The organism is Microbacterium sp. GXF0217 (genome assembly GCF_054798195.1).
The window spans coordinates 268,869-287,213 of the sequence record NZ_JBSJZG010000002.1; the positions used below are offsets into that span (position 1 = coordinate 268,869).

15 protein-coding genes are annotated in these 18,345 nt (G+C 66.8%); all 15 read left to right on the forward strand.

The genetic code is table 11. From position 1 onward, the window contains the following. The first annotated feature begins 47 nt into the window (after positions 1–47). Complete coding sequence (locus ACWAT3_RS04685; protein WP_460796278.1) at positions 48–1,175, forward strand: bifunctional 2-methylcitrate synthase/citrate synthase; 1,128 nt, start codon at positions 48–50, stop codon at positions 1,173–1,175. A gap of 55 nt (positions 1,176–1,230) precedes the next feature. Beyond that, entirely contained in the window at positions 1,231–2,247 is a 1,017-nt protein-coding gene (locus ACWAT3_RS04690) for a LacI family DNA-binding transcriptional regulator (RefSeq protein WP_460796280.1), read from the forward strand. A gap of 209 nt (positions 2,248–2,456) precedes the next feature. After that, positions 2,457–3,776: an ABC transporter substrate-binding protein gene (locus tag ACWAT3_RS04695; protein ID WP_460796281.1), complete on the forward strand. Its 1,320-nt coding sequence runs from the start codon at positions 2,457–2,459 to the stop codon at positions 3,774–3,776. A gap of 85 nt (positions 3,777–3,861) precedes the next feature. Continuing rightward, complete coding sequence (locus ACWAT3_RS04700) at positions 3,862–4,764, forward strand: carbohydrate ABC transporter permease (protein WP_460796283.1); 903 nt, start codon at positions 3,862–3,864, stop codon at positions 4,762–4,764. A 37-nt stretch (positions 4,765–4,801) separates the two neighbouring features. Next, positions 4,802–5,734, forward strand: a complete 933-nt coding sequence (locus ACWAT3_RS04705) for a carbohydrate ABC transporter permease (protein WP_460796284.1) — start codon at positions 4,802–4,804, stop codon at positions 5,732–5,734. A 1-nt stretch (position 5,735) separates the two neighbouring features. Continuing rightward, positions 5,736–7,025: an arabinan endo-1,5-alpha-L-arabinosidase gene (locus ACWAT3_RS04710; protein ID WP_460796286.1), complete on the forward strand. Its 1,290-nt coding sequence runs from the start codon at positions 5,736–5,738 to the stop codon at positions 7,023–7,025. Continuing rightward, positions 7,022–7,705 carry a YesL family protein gene (locus ACWAT3_RS04715; RefSeq protein ID WP_460796288.1) on the forward strand — a complete coding sequence of 228 codons (684 nt, stop codon included), beginning with the start codon at positions 7,022–7,024 and terminating at the stop codon, positions 7,703–7,705. Before ACWAT3_RS04710 ends, ACWAT3_RS04715 begins: the two co-directional genes overlap by 4 nt. A gap of 79 nt (positions 7,706–7,784) precedes the next feature. Beyond that, positions 7,785–9,284, forward strand: coding sequence for an arabinosylfuranosidase ArfA (gene arfA, locus ACWAT3_RS04720; protein WP_460796290.1), 1,500 nt, complete (start codon positions 7,785–7,787; stop codon positions 9,282–9,284). Continuing rightward, entirely contained in the window at positions 9,281–10,273 is a 993-nt protein-coding gene (locus ACWAT3_RS04725) for an arabinan endo-1,5-alpha-L-arabinosidase (RefSeq protein WP_460796292.1), read from the forward strand. The genes arfA and ACWAT3_RS04725 overlap by 4 nt, the downstream gene beginning before the upstream one ends. A 116-nt stretch (positions 10,274–10,389) precedes the next feature. Next, positions 10,390–11,331 (forward strand): ABC transporter permease, encoded by a 942-nt coding sequence (locus ACWAT3_RS04730; RefSeq protein ID WP_460796294.1) that lies wholly within the window; start codon positions 10,390–10,392, stop codon positions 11,329–11,331. After that, complete coding sequence (locus ACWAT3_RS04735) at positions 11,318–12,328, forward strand: carbohydrate ABC transporter permease (protein ID WP_460796296.1); 1,011 nt, start codon at positions 11,318–11,320, stop codon at positions 12,326–12,328. Before ACWAT3_RS04730 ends, ACWAT3_RS04735 begins: the two co-directional genes overlap by 14 nt. Positions 12,329–12,398: 70 nt before the next feature. Beyond that, on the forward strand, positions 12,399–13,958 hold the full coding sequence (locus ACWAT3_RS04740) for a DUF3502 domain-containing protein (protein ID WP_460796298.1): 1,560 nt from the start codon (positions 12,399–12,401) through the stop codon (positions 13,956–13,958). 69 nt (positions 13,959–14,027) lie between these two features. Beyond that, positions 14,028–14,669, forward strand: a complete 642-nt coding sequence (locus tag ACWAT3_RS04745) for a YesL family protein (protein WP_460796300.1) — start codon at positions 14,028–14,030, stop codon at positions 14,667–14,669. Then, entirely contained in the window at positions 14,666–17,056 is a 2,391-nt protein-coding gene (locus tag ACWAT3_RS04750; RefSeq protein WP_460796302.1) for a glycoside hydrolase family 2 TIM barrel-domain containing protein, read from the forward strand. The genes ACWAT3_RS04745 and ACWAT3_RS04750 overlap by 4 nt, the downstream gene beginning before the upstream one ends. Then, on the forward strand, positions 17,053–18,285 hold the full coding sequence (locus tag ACWAT3_RS04755; RefSeq protein ID WP_460796304.1) for an ROK family transcriptional regulator: 1,233 nt from the start codon (positions 17,053–17,055) through the stop codon (positions 18,283–18,285). Before ACWAT3_RS04750 ends, ACWAT3_RS04755 begins: the two co-directional genes overlap by 4 nt. The last annotated feature ends 60 nt before the right edge of the window (positions 18,286–18,345 follow it).

Consider the following 18,345-nt stretch of genomic DNA (forward strand, 5'->3'; position numbering starts at 1 on the left):
GCGAGCGGAGCGAGTCGAAACGCACACCCCGCGCAAAGGAGCAGGACATGGCAGACCCCGAGATCCGTAAGGGCCTGGCCGGCGTCGTCGTCGACACGACGGCGATCAGCAAGGTCAACCCCGAGACGAACAGCCTGCTCTACCGCGGCTATCCGGTGCAGGAGCTGGCCGCGACCCAGCCGTTCGAGGCCGTCGCCTACCTGCTCTGGAACGGTGAGCTCCCGGATGCCGAGCAGCTCGCCGACTTCCGCGCGATCGAGCGCGCGCATCGCGCCCTCGCGCCTCAGGTCAAGGCGACGATCGACCTGGTGCCCGTCGAGGCGCACCCGATGGACGAGGTCCGCACGGCCGTCAGCGTCATCGGTGCGACGGATGCCGCCGGCTCAGCGCTGGACGCACAGGCGAGCCAGGAGGAGAACCTCGCCCGCAGCATCCGTCTGTTCGCGGCGCTCCCCGCGATCGTCGCCTACGGCCAGCGCCGCCGCAGGGGGCAGGAGCCGATCGCGCCGCGCGACGACCTCGACTACTCGGCGAACTTCCTCTGGATGACGTTCGGCGAGCTGCCCGATCCTGTCGTCGTCGACGCGTTCAATCGGTCGATGGTCCTGTACGCGGAGCACTCGTTCAACGCATCGACGTTCACGGCGCGCGTGATCACGTCGACGCTGAGCGACCTGTACTCCGCCGTCGTCGGAGCGATCGGCGCGCTCAAGGGGCCGCTGCACGGCGGCGCCAATGAGGCCGTGCTGCACATCTTCGACGAGATCGGCGAGGCCGCCAACGTCGAGCCCTGGCTGGATCAGGCGCTCGCCGAGAAGCGCAAGATCATGGGCTTCGGGCACCGCGTGTACAAGAACGGCGATTCGCGCGTGCCGACCATGAAGTCGGCGCTCGACACGCTGGTCGAGCACTACGGCCGCGACGACGTGGCAGAGCTCTATGACGCGCTCGAGCAGGAGTTCGTCGCGCGCAAGGGCATCTACCCGAACCTCGACTACCCCTCAGGCCCCGCCTACAACCTCATCGGGTTTGACACGCTGACGTTCACGCCGCTGTTCGTGGCGGCGCGCGTCACCGGGTGGACCGCCCATGTGATCGAACAAGCCGGTGCCAACGCGCTGATCCGCCCGCTGTCGCTCTACGATGGGCTCCCAGAGCGACACGTCCGCATCTGAAGTCCCAGAGACTCTCTACAACGTTGTAGAATGGCGTTGAAAAGGGGTGGGGACTATGGCCGTGACGCTGCACGACGTCGCGAGGCTCGCAGGGGTCTCGATCAAGACCGTGTCGAATGTCATCAACGACTATCCGCACATCCGTCCGACGACGAGGGAGAGGGTCGAGCAGGCGATCGCTGAGCTCGGCTACACGCCGAACCTGACGGCCCGCAACCTCCGTTCGGGGCGCACGGGCGCGATCGCGCTCGCGCTGCCGGACCTGAGCCTGGCGTACTTCGCCGAGCTCGCCGCCCAGGTCATCCACGAGGCCGAGGCCGCGGGTGTCGTCGTGCTCGTCGAGCAGACCGGGGCCGATCGCGACCGGGAACTCGAGCTGCTGCGCAGCCCTCGGCTCAAGCTCACCGATGGCCTGATCTTCAGCCCGCTCGGCATGGGGCAGGAGGATGCCGCGGCTCTGGAGGTCTCCTACCCGCTCGTCCTCCTCGGCGAGCGCATCTTCGATGGTCCGACCGATCATGTCACGATGCGCAACGTCGAGGCGGCGAAGGCGGCGACCGAGTACCTGCTGGCATCAGGACGGCGACGCATCGCGGTCGTCGGAGCGCATGAAGGCGAGATCGTCGGCTCTGCGGCGCTGCGTCTGCAGGGGTACCGTGAGGCGCTGGCGGATGCCGGCGTCCCGTACGACGACTCGATCGTGGGCTACACGACGCTGTGGCACCGTGCGAACGGCGCCGACTCCATGCGCGAGCTCCTCGCTCGCGGTTCGGAGTTCGACGCGGTGTTCGGGCTCAACGACACCCTGGCCCTCGGCGCGATGCGCGTCCTGCAGGAATCGGGACGCCGGGTGCCGGAGGACGTCGCCGTGGTCGGCTTCGACGGCCTGGACGAGGCTGAGTATTCGATCCCGAGTCTCACCACGATCGACCCGGGGCGCGAGTGGATCGCGCGGACCGCCGTGAAGACCCTGCTGGAGCGCATCGGTGCCGGCGACGACGGGCCGGAACCGAGGACGCGTCTCGCCGACTACCGCATCCTCGAGCGCGAATCCGCGCCCGCCGGCGCCTGATCGCGCGGTGCTCCGACGCGTGATCGCACCGCGTTCGCGCGCCCGCGGATAACAATTCCGGCAAGCAATTGACAATCGTTCGACACGGGTTCACAATAACTTCTACAACGTTTACTACAACGTTGTAGATCGATTGGGAATCGCACCGCGCTCACCAGGCGGGAGCGCGCGAGGCGACATCGAAGTCAGCCCCGAGAGGACACAGCACAATGAAGTCACGAATTCTGGCCGGAGTCGGCATCGCCGCCCTCGCGGCCGCCGCCCTCACCGGCTGCGCCGGCGGCAGCGGAGACAGCGCCAGCAACGAGATCACCTTCATGTTCCGCGGCAGCGATGCGGAGAAGGAGGCCTACACGGCTGCGATCAAGCAGTTCGAAGAGGACCACGACGCCAAGGTCAAGATCATCATGACCACGGCGGATGACTACTCGACCAAGCTCAAGGCCGCGATCACCGGCAAGCAGATCCCCGATGTCTTCTACGTCGACCCCGGCAGCGTTCAGGCTTACGTGAAGTCCGGCATCCTCAAGGACATCACCGAGGCCGTCGAGGCCGACGTCGACCTCGACAACATCTGGCAGTACGGTGTCGACAGCTACCGCTTCGACGGTCAGCTGATGGGTCAGGGCGCGATCTACGCGATGCCCAAGGACATCGGCCCGTTCTCGTTCGGCTACAACAAGACCATGTTCGAGGCCGCCGGCGTCCCGCTGCCCGACAAGGACAAGCCCTACACGCTCGACGAGTTCGTCGACGTCGCCAAGCAGCTGACGCTCGACACCAACGGCGACGGCACGCTCGACCAGTGGGGCACCGGCCTCAACGTGCAGTGGAACCTGCAGCCGTTCGTGTGGTCGAACGGCGGCGACTGGCTGAACGAGGACCGCACCGAGGTCACCGTCGCCGAGCCCGAGTTCGTCGAGGCGCTGCAGTGGTTCGCGGACCTCTCCAACGTGGAGGGCGTGACCCCGTCGACCTCCGACGCGCAGACGCTGGACACGTACCAGCGCTGGATGCAGGGTCAGATCGGCTTCTTCCCGGTCGGCCCGTGGGACGTGCCCACGTACGAGACTCTCGACTTCGAGTGGGACCTGATCCCCTACCCGGTCGGCGCCACGGGTGAGCCGGCGACCTGGACAGGCACGCTCGGCATCGCCGTCTCGGAGACGACGAAGAACGCCGACCTCGCCACGCAGCTCGCGATCTACCTGTCCACGGATGCCACGGCTCAGCAGTCGCTGGTCGACGCGGGCGTGCAGATCCCGAACCTCATCGACATGGCCGACGAGTGGGTCGCCTCCAGCACCCTGCCCCCGGCCAACAAGCAGGAGTTCCTCGAGATCGCGCAGGACTACGGTCGCGCACTGCCGGCGAACACGACCTACAGCGCCGAGTGGTACGACGAGCTGTTCAAGAACATCCAGCCCGTCCTCGATGGCGACCAGACCGCCGAGGACTACCTCAACGAGGTGCAGCCGCGCATGCAGGAGCTGCTGGACAAGGCGAACGCGGACGCCGGCCTCGGCTGAACGCCGACCGGCCTCTGATCACCCCTGGGCCGGCGCACGCCGGCCCAGGGGCCCATCCGCCCGTCCTTGACCCATCGAGGTGACCATGTCCACGACGACCTATCGTCGCTCCCGGCTGCACCGCCGTGAGCACCTGGCCAGCGCCGCGTTCATCGCGATTCCGGCGCTCGGCTTCCTGATCTTCATCGCGTACCCCCTGGCGTACGCGGTCTACGCGTCGTTCACGAAGTGGAACGGCCTGAGCGACCCGGTCTTCAACGGGCTCGACAACTACGTCGAGATGTTCAACGACCGGTACTTCTGGCAGGCGATGGGCAACACCGTCTTCATGATGATCGGCATCCCGATCGGCCTGATCATCTCGCTGCTGCTCGCCCTCGCGCTGAACCGCAAGATGCGCGGCACCACGTTCTTCCGCACGGTCTACTACGTGCCGGTCATCTCGTCGCTCGCCGCCGTCGCCATCCTCTGGCAGTGGGCCTACAACGGCGACTTCGGTCTGATCAACCAGGTCCTCGCGATCTTCGGCATCGAGGGCCCGAACTGGCTCCAGGATGCCGCATGGGCGAAGCCCGCCATCATCATCATGTCGGTGTGGAAGGGCCTCGGCTACTCGATGCTCCTCTACCTGGCCGCCCTTCAGTCGGTTCCGCGTCACCTCTACGAGGCTGCGGCGATCGACGGCGCCGGTGCGTTCAAGCAGTTCCGGCACATCACGATCCCGATGCTGAAGCCGGTGACCTTCTTCCTCGTCGTCACGAGCATCATCGGCGGCGCGCAGATCTTCATCGAGATCAACATCATGACCCCCACCGGCGGACCCGAGTTCTCCACGGCATCCATCGTCTGGTACATCTGGCAGAAGGCTTTCAACTACCTCCAGATGGGCTACGCGACATCCATGTCCGTCGTGCTCGGCATCCTGGTCTTCGTCGTCACGGCGATCCAGTTCCAGATGAACCGTCGCTCCCAGTTCTCGATCGAGTGAGGCAGCCATGACACAGACAGCTCCAGCTCCTGGCACCATGACCACCGTCCTTCCGGAGGTCGCTCGCCGCAAGCGCCTGCCCCGCAACCCGATCGGCAACGGCAAGGGCAACTCCGCCGCCGCCGTCGGCATGCGATCGCGCTCCTACCGCACGATGAACGTCATCGTGACGATCATCCTGTCGCTCGGCGGAATCCTCATGGTCGCGCCGCTGGTCTGGACGTTCAGCACGTCGCTCAAGACCCGCGAGGCCGTGTTCGCCCTGCCGCCGCAATGGATCCCCGATCCGGTGCAGTGGGAGAACTACGTCCGCGTCTGGACCGCCGGTCCGCTCGCCAGCGGTATCGTCAACAGCGCGATCGTGTCGATTAGCGTCACCGTGGTCGGCACCGTGACGTCGGCGCTCGCCGCGTTCGCGTTCGCGAAGATGCGCCTGCCGTTCAAGAACGTCGTGTTCCTCGCGATGCTCTCGGCCATCATGATCCCGTTCCCGACGATTATGATCCCGCAGTTCAAGATGTTCGGCGACGCCGGCCTGGTGGACACGCTGTGGCCGCTGATCCTGCCGGGGATCTTCGGCAACATCGTGATGATCTTCTTCCTGCGCCAGTACCTCGACTCGGTTCCTGACTCGATTATCGAGGCCGCCAAGCTCGACGGAGCGGGCTACCTGCGGATCTTCTTCAAGCTGATCTTCCCGGTGATCCGCCCCGCCATCGCCGCGCAGTTCATCCTGTGGTTCATGGCGGTCTGGAACGACTACCTCGCTCCGATCATCTACCTGAACTCGCCGGAGAAGCAGACGCTGCAGCTCGTGATCGCGAGCTTCAACGCCCAGTACGCGAGCCAGACCGACTATCCGCTGATCATGGCGGCTTCGTTCATCGCGCTCATCCCCGTGCTCGTCGTTTTCCTCATCTTCCAGCGTCAGATCATCGAATCGGTCGCGCTGAGCGGATCGAAGGCCTGACATGAGCACTGCCACCAGCGACCCGACCGCGTGGGGCGCGCGAAACGCGCACGACCCCACCGTGGTCCGCGGCGACGACGGCCTCTGGTACATGTTCTCCACGGATGCCGGCGGCGATGCCGCCGACATCCCGGTGGGCGCCCATGTGCGCACCTCGTCCGACCTGGTGTCGTGGTCCTTCCATGGCACCGCGCTCGGCGAGGTGCCGGCACCCGCGCGCGAGTGGAGCGGGGCCGAGGGGCTCTGGGCGCCCGAGGTGGTCCGCTGGCCGTCGATCGACGGATCGACCAGGTGGCATATGTACTACTCGGCGTCGACGTTCGGATCGCGCACCTCGGCGATCGGACTCGCGACGGCGGAATCTCTGGCCGGACCGTGGACCGACCAGGGCATCGTCGTCGCGACGAAGCACGATCAGGACGGGCACAACGCGATCGATGCGGCGGTGACGTTCGATCGCGCAGGGCGCGCATGGATGATCTACGGGTCGTTCTTCGGCGGCATCCACATCGTCGAGCTGTCGCTCGGAACCGGCATGCGCGTGCGCGACGAGACCGGTGCGCTCATCGCGCGGCGGCCGTCGAACGTCGACGGCGCGATCGAGGGCGCGTACATCGTGTACCGCCCCGAGGAGGACCGCTTCGTCCTGTTCGTGTCCTACGACTCGCTCGTGGACACCTACAGCGTGCGCGTCGGAGTGGCGGACGAGATCACCGGCCCCTACCGGGATGCCGCGGGCCTCGACCTCACCGACCCGACCGCGGAGCAGGCGGCCCTGGCAGGCACCAAAGTGCTCGGCGGCCACCGGTTCCCCGGCGGTACCGGCTTCATCGCGCCAGGGCACAACTCGATCTTCCGCGACGGGGAGGCGACCTACATGGTGCACCACGTCCGTCTCGCGGACGCGCCGACCCAGCACGAGGCGCAGATCCGGCGCGTGCACTGGACGCGCAGCGGCTGGCCGCTGGTCTCGCCGTTCCCCTACGCGGGTGCGGATGCCGAGACGCTGGATGCCGCGGCATCCGTGTCCGGAGCCTGGAACGCCGTGCGCTTCGCCCCTGAGGAGGCGGGGCTGATCGACGCCGAGACCGTGGAGCTGTCGGCATCCCTCACGACCGCCGGCGAGGCGGTCGCCGGCGAGATCGCGCTGACCTCGGCATCCGGAGCCGCGACGCTGGACGGCGCCGTGTTCGGCGCGTGGGATCCGGTGGCGCAGCGGCCGGTACTGGCCTTCGCCGGCATCGACGAGTCCGGCGTCGTCTGGACCGGATCGCAGCAGGTGTCCTCATGACCGCGGACGCTCGTACCCGTCGTCCGCTCCGTGCGGAGAGCGCCTCGACGGATGACGACGCACTCGGCTGGACCGGCCGGGTCATGCAGTGGCTGCGGGTCGTCACGGCGCTGGTCCTCGTGAACGTCCTGTTCCTGCTCGGAGCGCTCGCCGGTCTCGTCCTGCTCGGCCTCATGCCCGCATCCGTGGCGGCGGCCGCCGTCCTGCGTCGCAACGATCTCCTCCTCGGCACCGCGGAGGAAGGGCTGTTCCGCAGCTTCTGGGCGACCTACCGCGCCGAGTTCTGGCGGGCGAACCGCGCCGGCATCCCGTTCTGGATCGTCGGAATCCTGCTCGCAGCCGACCTCGCGGTGCTGCCGCAGCTGGCCGGTCCCGTCTCGGCGGTCCTGCTGGTCTTCACCGGCGCGCTGGTGCTCGCGGCGGTCGTGACCTTCGCCGCCGCGGTCGTCCTGCTGTCGCGCTACGACGGCGACGGCGTTGCCGCGGTGCTGCGCTATGCGCTGGTCCTGCCGCCCACATCGCTCGCCATGAGCGCCGGGGTGCTCGTCGCCATCGCCGCCTGGGTGCTGATCGTCTCGATCGTGCCCGTCCTGCTGCCCCTCATCGGATCATCCATCCCGCTCGCGATCTCCGTGCGTCTCATCGACGCCCGACTGGATCGCATCGAGGATGCCGGCTGAGCCGAGCATCCTCCCCGAAAGCCCACTACCCGCACGCCGTGCTGCCTTCAGCGCGGCCTGTCCCAGAGAAGGAAACATCGTGACTCAGGCACGCATCTCCGTCGACCGCGAAGCGGTCGTCGCCCCCCTCAACCGGCGGATCTTCGGCTCGTTCGTCGAGCACCTCGGCCGCTGCGTCTACGACGGGATCTACGAACCCGGCCACCCCACCGCGAACGAGGACGGCTTCCGCCTCGACGTCGTCGACCTCGTGAAGGAACTCGGCTCGACGACCATCCGCTACCCCGGTGGCAACTTCGTCTCCGGCTTCCGCTGGGAGGACTCCGTCGGCCCGCGCGATCAGCGCCCGGTCCGCCGCGATCTCGCGTGGCACTCGATCGAGACCAACCAGGTCGGCGTCGACGAGTTCTCGCGCTGGCTGAAGCTCACCGGCTCCGAGCTGATGATGGCGGTGAACCTGGGCACGCGCGGCATCGAGGCATCCCTCGACCTGCTCGAGTACTGCAACCACCCGTCCGGTACGGCGCTCAGTGACCAGCGCATCGCCAACGGCACTGTCGAGCCGCACGACATCAAGATGTGGTGCCTGGGCAACGAGATGGACGGCCCGTGGCAGACCGGCTACATGACGGCAGAGGATTACGGCAAGATCGCCGCCCGCACGGCGCAGGCGATGAAGACCGCCGACCGTTCGCTCGAGCTCGTCGTGTGCGGCTCGTCGAGCTCGTCCATGCCGACGTTCGGCGACTGGGAGCGCACCGTCCTCGAGCAGGCCTACGAGCACGTGGACTACATCTCCTGCCACGCCTACTACCAGGAGCGCGGCGGCGACCTCGGCTCGTACCTCGCCTCGTCGCTGGACATGCAGTACTTCATCGAGACCGTGGTCTCGACGGCCGACCACGTGGGCAACAAGCTCAAGTCGAAGAAGAAGATCAAGCTCTCCTTCGACGAGTGGAACATCTGGTACCTCGACGAGCACCAGGCATCCGACGAGGTCAACGACGAGTGGCGCATCGCCCCGCGTCAGCTCGAGGACGTCTACTCCGTCGCGGATGCCGTGGTCCTCGGCAACCTGATGATCACGCTGCTGAAGAACCACGACCGGGTCGCCTCGGCATCCCTCGCCCAGCTCGTCAACGTGATCGCTCCGATCATGACCGAGCCGGGTGGTGCGGCCTGGCGCCAGACCACGTTCTTCCCGTTCTCGGTGACGTCGCGCCTGGCGAAGGGCGAGATCCTCAAGCCGCGCATCGACGCGGGCACGTACGAGACCAAGGTCTACGGCGCGGCTCCGCTGGTCGACTCGGTCGTCACGACCGATGGCACCGATTCGGCGGTCTTCCTCGTGAACCGCAGCCAGACCGAGGCGATCACCGTCACGGTCGACGTGGCCGAACTCGGCGCGTCGACGGTCGCCGAAGCCGTCACCGTCTGGGACGACGACGTGTACGCCAAGAACACGCTAGCCGACCAGAACCGCGTCGGACTCAAGCAGCTCGAGGGCGCAGTCCTCGAGGGCGGCGTGCTGACCGTCACCCTGCCCCCCGTGTCGTGGTCGGCGATCGCCCTCGCGTGACCCTCTCCGCACGGCGCACGACCAGCGCCGCGGCCGTGGTTCTCACCGCGGCCGCGGCGCTGGTCGCGTGCGCACCCGCTCCCGCGGCTCCCGAGCTGTCCGGCGACCTCTTCGTGCACGATCCGGCCTATGTCTCCACAGAGGACGGCGCCTTCGTCTACTCGACCGGCAACGGTCAGATCGCCGACGGCAACATCCAGATCCGGTCCTCGGACGACGGAGCAGAGTGGGAGTACGCGGGAGAGGTCTGGGAGACCAAGCCGGCCTGGCTGTCGGAGGCCGTTCCCGGCGTCGATAACCTCTGGGCGCCCGAACTCTACGAGCACGACGGCACCTGGTACCTGTACTACTCGGCCTCCACGTTCGGTAGCAGGACCTCGGTCATCGCGCTCGCGACGAACACCACTCTCGATCCGTCCGACGCCGACTACGAATGGGTCGATCAGGGCGCGGTCATCTCGTCCGCGGGGACGGACTACAACGCCATCGATCCCGGGATCATCGAGGATGAGCACGGCGAGCCGTGGATGGCGTTCGGGTCGTTCTCGAGCGGGTTGAAGATCGTTCCGCTGGAATGGCCGAGCGGCCTGCGCGCCGACGACTCGGAGCCCGTGGCGATCGCCGACCGCGGCCTTGCCGAGAACGCGATCGAGGCGCCGTACATCGTCGCGCACGACGGCGCGTTCTTCCTCTTCGCCTCGCGCGGCTTCTGCTGCCGTGGCGTCGACAGCACGTACGAGATCATCGTCGGCCGCGCGGACTCCGTGACCGGTCCGTATCTGGACGCCGACGGGGGAGAGCTGCTCGATGACGGCGGCACGGTCGTGCTGACGGGCGAGGGCGACCGCATCGGACCCGGTGGCCAGTCGGTGTCGGGCGACATGCTCGCATTCCACTTCTACGACGGCGCCGCCGACGGCATCCCGACCCTCGGCCTGCAGCCGATCGTGTGGCGGGACGGGTGGCCAGAGGTCCCCTCCGAGAAATAGTTCTTGGCCGGGAGCGGGCAGTCTGCTAGCTTTGCCGGTAGTTAAATCAGGGGTTATGTTTATCCCTGTTCATCCGGAGCGTCAGTGCTGACGCCCCGACCGCAGAGAGGCGGAGGATGGCTCTGACTCAGGTACCACGACGGCGCAGATCCGTGTGGGCGCAGATCAAGACCAGCAGGATGCTGATCTTCATGTGCGTTCCGGCGATCGCGTTCTTCCTGGTCTTCAACTACGCGCCGCTGCCCGGTGTCTGGATCGCGTTCACCGACTTCAACTACCGCGACGGCATCTTCGGCAGCCCGTTCGTCGGCTTCAAGAACTTCGAGTTCCTCATCAAGTCCGGGATGCTGTGGGATCTCACCCGCAACACGATCCTCTACAACATCGCGTTCATCGTGCTCGGCAACATCCTGCAGATCGCGATCGCGATCATGTTCAACGAGGTGCGGCTGAAGTTCTTCAAGAAGGTCACGCAGGGCATCATGTTCCTGCCGTACTTCATCTCGGTCGTGCTGATCGGTGTGATCGCGTTCAACATCCTGAACTACGACACCGGCGCGCTGAACACCCTGATCGAGCAGACCGGCGGCGACCCGATCAAGATCTACAGCATGGCCGGCATCTGGCCGCTGATCATCATCATCGTCCACCTGTGGCAGAGCACCGGCTACGGATCGATCGTGTACTTCGCGGCGATCATGGGCATCGAAAAGGGCCTGTTCGAAGCCGCCGAGATCGACGGCGCCTCGGCATGGCAGCGCATCCGCTACGTGATCCTGCCGAGCCTCAAGCCCACGTTCATCATCCTGTTCCTGTTCTCGCTCGGCGGCATCATGAGCGGCAACTTCGGGCTGTTCTGGAACCTCGTCGGCAACAACGCGGCGCTCTTCTCGACCACCGACATCATCGAGACCTCGGTCTACCGGATGGTCATGTCGCAGAACAACTTCACGACCTCCACGGCTGTGGGGCTGTACCAATCCCTCTTCGGCTTCGCCATCGTCATGACGGCGAACTGGATCGTGCGAAGGATGAACAAGGACTATGCCCTCTTCTGACGTCACCCTGACGGCACCCGCTGCCGATTTCGCCGACACCGGAGCGACGCGCACCCTGCTGCTGCCCAAGAAGGGCAAGGGGCTGTTCGACCGGTCGCCCAAGCCGCGTGCGATCAAGCTCTCCGCGAGCGATCGCTGGCTGCGCGGGATCTCCTACGTGTGGATCACGCTGTTCGCGCTGTTCTGCCTGCTGCCGTTCGTCCTGATCGTGTCGGCCTCGTTCTCCAGCGAGTCGGCCATCCGCACCGACGGATTCGGGCTCTGGCCGAAGGAGTTCACGTTCGCGGCTTACGAGCTGATCTTCCAGTCGCCGCGGCAGATCCTCGGGGCCTACGCCGTCACGGTGACGATGACGGTGCTCGGAACCGCGATCGGCCTGTTCGTCATCGCGATGACCGGCTACGCGCTGTACCGGCAGGACTTCGCCTTCCGGAACCAGATCTCGTTCTTCATCTACTTCACGACGCTGTTCTCCGCGGGCCTCGCACCCACGTTCCTGTGGGTGGGGCGCGACCTCGGACTCCGCGGCACGTACCTCGCGGTGTTCCTGCAGCTGCTCATGACCCCGTGGCTCATCATCCTCATGAAGAACTTCATGAAGACGGTGCCGTACGAGATCGTCGAGTCGGGCAAGATCGACGGCGCCGGCGACTTCCGGATCTTCGCGAAGCTCACGCTGCCGATGATGAAGCCGGCGCTGGCGACGATCGGACTGTTCCTCGCTCTCGCCTATTGGAACGAGTGGTATCTGTCCTCGCTGTATCTCGGCAGCACCGTCGAGTTCAAACCGTTGCAGTACTACCTGTACAACGTGATCAACACCGCGAGCGCCCTGCGCAACTCGGTCGCAGGCGCCAACGTGAGCATCGCGGATCTGCCCAGCAACACCCTGAAGATGGCGAGCGCCGTCGTGGCGACCGGGCCCATTCTGCTGTTCTACCCGTTCGTCCAGAAGTACTTCGTCAGCGGCATCACGGTCGGTGCGGTCAAGGGCTGACCCGCCGAAGCTGACGTCCCTGGCCCGACCCGGGCCGCCCCCTGCAATCACAGAGCCGAAGGAGTCTCACATGAAGAAACGGATCCTCACATCCGCAGCGGCGCTCGCCGTCGTCGGACTGGGTGTCGGAGCCCTGGCGGGCTGCTCGCCCGCCGGCGGCGAGGAAGGCGGCGGCGACGCCACCAAGATCACCATGCTCGTCCTGGGCAACAAGCCCACCAACGGCCGCCTCGAGGCGATGCTGGACGAGCTCAACCCGAAGCTGAAGGAGAAGGTCAACGCGACCCTCGACTTCTTCTACGTCGAGTGGGCCGACTGGCAGACGCAGTACAACGTTCAGCTGCTGTCCGGTGATGACAACATCGACCTGATCACGACGGCGACCGACTGGCTCTACGCGTGGGAGAACTCCGAGAAGGGCGCGTTCCTGCCGCTCACCGAGGACATGCTCAAGGAGAACGCCCCGCAGACGTGGGAGCAGGTGGATGCCGAGGGCCACTGGGATCTCACCAAGCTGAACGACGAGATCATGTTCATCCCGGAGGACAACTACACCCAGTACACCAACCACGGGTTCTTCTACCGGGGTGACTGGGCGACCGCTGCCGGGTTCGAGAACGGCGAGATCACGAAGTTCGAGGACTTCACGACCTACTTCCAGTGGGTCAAGGACAACCAGCCAGAGGCGTACCCGTGGGATGTCGTCGGCACCAACGAGGCCGCGCTCACCGGGTACTGGCAGGGCCACACCGACCTCGTCACGCTGCAGGGCGTGAGCGCGGGCATCTTCGCGCCGTTCCAGCTCTCGGCGGCCGACCCGACCACGGTCACCTCGGTCTACATGGAGGGCGACGAACTGCTCGAGGCGGCTGAGCTCGCCAAGGAGTGGAACGACATCGGCGTGTGGCGCGAGGACGCGCTGAACTACGACGGAGATACCCGTGAAGAGTTCTACGCCGCCCTCAGCGGTGTCGACCAGCACCACACCCAGACGTACATCGGCGCCATCGTCGACAACATGACGAAGAAGCAGCCCGGCTCCGACCCCAAGATGTTCTACTGGGGCCAGGAGAACGGCAACGTGTACAAGGACATCCTGACGCACGGTGCCATGGCAGTCAGCGCGAACTCCAGCAACCCCGAGAAGGCGCTTCAGGTGTACGACCTGATCCGCAACGACGAGGAGATCTACGACCTGGTCAACTTCGGCATCGAGGGCACCGACTACGTCATGACCGATGACGGGATGCTGGGCTTCCCCGAGGGCTACGACCCGTCCGTCGACTCGCTCGGCTCGAACTTCTGGGCCGGCCGCATGGACGAGTACGAGCCGCAGCGCGTCACCGAGGCGCCGAACAAGGATGAGATCTACGCCTCGCTGGATGAGGTCGCCAAGGAGTACCCGTACTCGACGCTGATCGTGGACAAGAGCATGATCGACCCGACGCTCGCCGCGATGGGCGCCGTGCTCTCGGAGTACATCCCTCAGCTGCAGTACGGCAAGTTCGAGGACCCGGCCGCCGCCATCGACGAGATGCGGCAGAAGCTCACGGACGCTGGCTACGAGGACGCCAGGGACTCCCTGCAGGCGGACATCGACGCCTGGGCCGAGGGCCAGGACCTCGGTTAGACCACAACGCCGGGTGGGCCGAGAGGCCCACCCGGCACTGCATCCTTCTTCGACCGAGAGGATCGAGCAATGCCCGGCATCTTCGCCGCCGATTCCGCGCTCATGCGCACGCTCTCGCGCATCGCGGACGTCATGATTCTCAACATCCTGTTCATCGCGACGTCGTTGCCGATCGTGACGATCGGCGCCTCTCTCACCGCGCTGAACGCGACGGCCATGCGCATCGTCGCGGGCGAGGACCACTCGATCACGCGCGACTACTTCACGGCGTTCCGGCGCGACTTCCGCCAGGCGACCGTCATCGCGCTGCTTCTCGCGGCGGTCTGCGGCGCCTTCGCGGCCTGGTACCTCGTCGTGACGAAGCTGATCACCGACCCGATTCTTCAGTTCGTGCTGCTCGGCGCCTGGTACGTGCTCGCCTTCATCGCGGTGACGTCCGTCCTCTTCGTCTTCCCCTACCTCGCGCGCTTCGAGGATTCGACGCGCGACGTCTTCCGCAACGCTCGCCTGATCGGTCTGCGTCACCCGCTGGCCGCGCTCGCGGTCCTCGCGGTCACGGTGCTGGCGGTCGTCGTCAGCATCTTCTCCCCGCAGGTCACCGGTTACGGCCTGCTCTGGCTGCTCATCGGCTTCAGCGGCCTCGCCGTCGTCCACGCGGTCGTCTTCACGCGGGTGTTCGCCCGCTACGCGCCCACGGCGGATGCCGCATGACCGGCGTGCAGACGCTCGCCGTCACGCAGTGGCTGTTCGCACTCGAGGATCACCGCGGTGCGTGGGCCAAGGGATTCGATGACTCCGACTGGCGCGCGGTCACGGTGCCGCACGATTGGAGCGTCGAGCAGGACTTCGCGTCGGAGCACGCCAGCGGCACCGGATACCTGCCGGGCGGCATCGGCTGGTACCGCGCCCACGTGCCGCTCGACGCCCTCGCGCGCGACGAGGACTCGCACATCACGCTGGCCTTCGGCGGCGTCTACAAGAATGCGGACGTCTGGGTCAACGGCTACCACTTCGGCGGACGCCCGAACGGTCACGTCCCGTTCGCCTTCGACCTCACCGAGATCGTCTCCTACGCTCCGGATGACGATCTCGTCATCAGCGTGCGCGTCGATCGCACCGAGATCGCTGACTCGCGCTGGTACAACGGCTCCGGCATCACCCGGGGGGTCTCGCTCGACGTGCACGGACCGGTCAGGGTCGCGCCGCAGAGCACGGCCTTCACCTCGTCGGACGTCACGGCGGAGTCCGCGGTGATCCGCATCGCGCAGACTCTGGTCAACGACCGGGCAGAGGATGCCGATGTGCGCGTGCGGCACGAGCTGCGCTCGCTCGGCTCCGGCGTCGAGCACGTCTTCGAGCGGGACATGCGGGTGCCGGGAGGCGGCACCGTCGAGCTCGTCGTGGACGGTCGGCTTCCGCATCCCGAGCGCTGGTCGGATACCGATCCCGCACTGCACCGCCTCACGACGCAGCTGACCTGGCGGACCGGTGCCGCGCGCGGTCGCAGCGAGAGCAGCGAGACCGTCGGCATCCGCTCCCTCGTGTTCGACCCGAACGGCGGGCTGTTCGTGAACGGGGAGTCCCGCACGCTCAGGGGGGTCTGCCTGCACGAGGATGCGGGCTGCTTCGGCGTCGCGGTGCCCGCCCAGGTCTGGTTGCGGCGGCTGCTCGCCCTCAAGGACATGGGGTGCAACGCCATCAGGATGGCGCACAATCCGCACGACCGGGTGCTCTACGCGCTGTGCGATGCGCTCGGCTTCTACGTGATCGACGAAGCGTTCGATGAGTGGGACAACCCCAAGAACAAGTGGTGGCAGGGGCACAACGTGTACCCGCCGAAGCACGAGGGCTACGCGACGCACTTCCCGCAGTGGCACGAGCGCGATCTGCGCGACATGATCGCCGCGCACCGCAATCACCCGTCGATCATCGCGTGGAGCATCGGGAACGAGGTCGACTACCCGAACGACCCGTACGTGAGCGAGCTGTTCCAGGAGATGACCGGCAACAACGACGCGAACAAGCCGGCGCAGGAGCGCGTCTACGATCCGAGTCGACCGGACATCCGCCGGCTCACCACCATCGCGCGTCGGCTGGGGCGGATCGTGCGCGAGGCGGACCCGAGCCGACCCGTCACGCTGGCGGCCGCCTTCCCCGAGCTCTCCAGCCGGACGGGACTGCTCGATGACCTCGACGTCGTCGGCTACAACTACAAGGAGCAGCTCTACGCCGCCGACCACGAGCGCTTCCCTGCCAAGCCGTTCCTCGGGAGCGAGAACGGTCACGGCTACGCCGAGTGGCGCGCGGTCGCGGACAACGCGTACGTCGCGGGCCAGTTCCTGTGGACCGGCATCGACTACCTCGGCGAGGCCCGCGGCTGGCCCGTCCACGGATCCGGGGCCGGGCTGCTGACGCTCGCCGGGTTCCCGAAGCACGAATGGCACCTCCGCCGGAGCTGGTGGTCAGACGAGCCGACCGCGTACCTCGCGGTGCGGACGCACGAGCCGCAGACGGCGCGCAAGAACTTCTGGACCCACCCGATCTCACGGCAGTGGGATGCCGGGGTCGGGGCGATCGAGGTCCTCGCTTTCGCCTCCGGCGGTGACGCACGACTCACGGCGGACGGGACGGACGTACCACTGGAGTTCGACGTGGACGGCGGGTACTGGCGTGCGGTCGTCTCGGCATCCGCTGCGGTTGTCGCGCTGCGCGTGCAGGACGGAGAGGACCTCGTGGCGAGCGATGAGCTGCGCCTGTCCGGGGCGCCGGACCGACTGGATGCCGTGGTGTGGACGGCACCCGAAGACGCCGCCCGCCTCTGCCGCGCCGCGGGGATCGAGATCGACGACGTGATCCAGATCGAGTGCGCCCTGCGCGCGGAGGATGCCGACGCGAACGGCGACGCGATCGTGAGCGTCGGTGTGGAGGGCGGGACGCTGCTCGGACTGGAGAACGGCGACCTCGCCGACGTCACACCGTATCGACAGGCGGAGCGCCGCACATTCGGTGGGAGACTGGCAGTCTACGTTCGACCAGGGGAGGAGACGACGGTGCGGTTGACTGCGGCCGGTCTCGAGACCGCTGAGGTGCGGGCGTGAGTTCCGTAGTGCCTCGACGCACGTCGCGCGACATCCGCAGCGACTCCATCATCGACGTCCTGCACGCGGTGCTCTCGGCGCGTGAGACGACGCGCGCCGCGCTCGCCAGGGCCACGGGCCTCAGCGCGGCGACCATCGTCACCATCGTCTCCGAGCTCATCGACGAGGGCATCGTCGTCGAGACGAAGACGTCTGCCGGTCAGGTGGGTCGACCGACCGCGGTGCTCGCGATGAACACCGCACGCGGGAGGGTCGTCGGCATCGACGTCGCCGAGACGTACGTGCGCGCGGTGATGTTCGACACCGCGCTGAACCCGCGGGCACAGGCCGAGAGCGTGCACGACGAGCATCTTCTCGAGCCGGAGGGCTTCGTCGAGGCGATCGGCACGGTGCTGGACGACCTGCTCGCCAGGGAAGGCGTCGAACGATCCGAGGTCCTCGGCGTCGGGATCTCGATGCCCGGGCTGATCCAGGAGCCCGGGGGCATCGCCGTGGTCATCCCGAACTGGGAGTGGCGCAACGTCGAGTTCGATCAGCTCCGGGAGCGGATCGGTCTGCCTCTCGTGATCGACAACCCGCTCAAGGCGATGGTGGCGGCTGAACTCTGGCTCGGCCGTGGGCGTTCGGCCTCGAGCATGGCGACCGTGAACCTCGGCACCGGCGTCGGGGCGGGAATCGTCCTGGAAGGCCGGGTGCTGCGCGGATCGACCAACTCGGCGGGGGAGTGGGGGCACTCGCTCCTCGTGCTCGACGGGCGACGGTGCCGCTGCGGGCGGCACGGATGCGTCGAGGCGTACATCGGCGTCCCCGGCATCCAGCAGACGCTGCGCGAACTCGCTCCGAGCCATCCGCTCGCGGATGTGGACATGCAGCGCGACTTCATCACCGGACTCGCCGCGGCCGCGCAGGCGTCGGATGCGGCGGCGGAGCAGACGGTCGACCGCACCGCTTACTACCTCGGCTCCGCGCTGGCCGATCTCGTGGCCGTCGTGAACCCGGAGGTGGTCACGCTCACGGGCTGGACCACCTGGTCGCTCGGTGAGCGACTGCTGCCTGCGGCGCGCGAGCGGATGCGCGATCAGTCGCCCGGTCGTGCTGGGGAAGCGCTCGAACTCGAGGTCTCGACGGTGCGGGGCAACCCGGTCGCCACCGGGATCGCCATGATCGCGCTCGAGCGCTCGCTCGTCGACGTCGGCCTGCTCACCACGCGCATTCCCGTCGCGCTCTGACGCGAGCAATTTATCGATACAATCTGAGCTGTCAAGATCCTGCAGTCAAGTCAGACGGAG

What these genes read in the sequence shown, in the direction of transcription:
- ACWAT3_RS04685 (WP_460796278.1), top strand. Translation starts at nt 48, where the DNA reads ATGGCAGACCCCGAGATCCGTAAGGGCCTGGCCGGCGTCGTCGTCGAC.
- ACWAT3_RS04690 (WP_460796280.1), top strand. Translation starts at nt 1,231, where the DNA reads ATGGCCGTGACGCTGCACGACGTCGCGAGGCTCGCAGGGGTCTCGATC.
- ACWAT3_RS04695 (WP_460796281.1), top strand. Translation starts at nt 2,457, where the DNA reads ATGAAGTCACGAATTCTGGCCGGAGTCGGCATCGCCGCCCTCGCGGCC.
- ACWAT3_RS04700 (WP_460796283.1), top strand. Translation starts at nt 3,862, where the DNA reads ATGTCCACGACGACCTATCGTCGCTCCCGGCTGCACCGCCGTGAGCAC.
- ACWAT3_RS04705 (WP_460796284.1), top strand. Translation starts at nt 4,802, where the DNA reads ATGACCACCGTCCTTCCGGAGGTCGCTCGCCGCAAGCGCCTGCCCCGC.
- ACWAT3_RS04710 (WP_460796286.1), top strand. Translation starts at nt 5,736, where the DNA reads ATGAGCACTGCCACCAGCGACCCGACCGCGTGGGGCGCGCGAAACGCG.
- ACWAT3_RS04715 (WP_460796288.1), top strand. Translation starts at nt 7,022, where the DNA reads ATGACCGCGGACGCTCGTACCCGTCGTCCGCTCCGTGCGGAGAGCGCC.
- ACWAT3_RS04730 (WP_460796294.1), top strand. Translation starts at nt 10,390, where the DNA reads ATGGCTCTGACTCAGGTACCACGACGGCGCAGATCCGTGTGGGCGCAG.
- ACWAT3_RS04735 (WP_460796296.1), top strand. Translation starts at nt 11,318, where the DNA reads ATGCCCTCTTCTGACGTCACCCTGACGGCACCCGCTGCCGATTTCGCC.
- ACWAT3_RS04740 (WP_460796298.1), top strand. Translation starts at nt 12,399, where the DNA reads ATGAAGAAACGGATCCTCACATCCGCAGCGGCGCTCGCCGTCGTCGGA.
- ACWAT3_RS04745 (WP_460796300.1), top strand. Translation starts at nt 14,028, where the DNA reads ATGCCCGGCATCTTCGCCGCCGATTCCGCGCTCATGCGCACGCTCTCG.
- ACWAT3_RS04750 (WP_460796302.1), top strand. Translation starts at nt 14,666, where the DNA reads ATGACCGGCGTGCAGACGCTCGCCGTCACGCAGTGGCTGTTCGCACTC.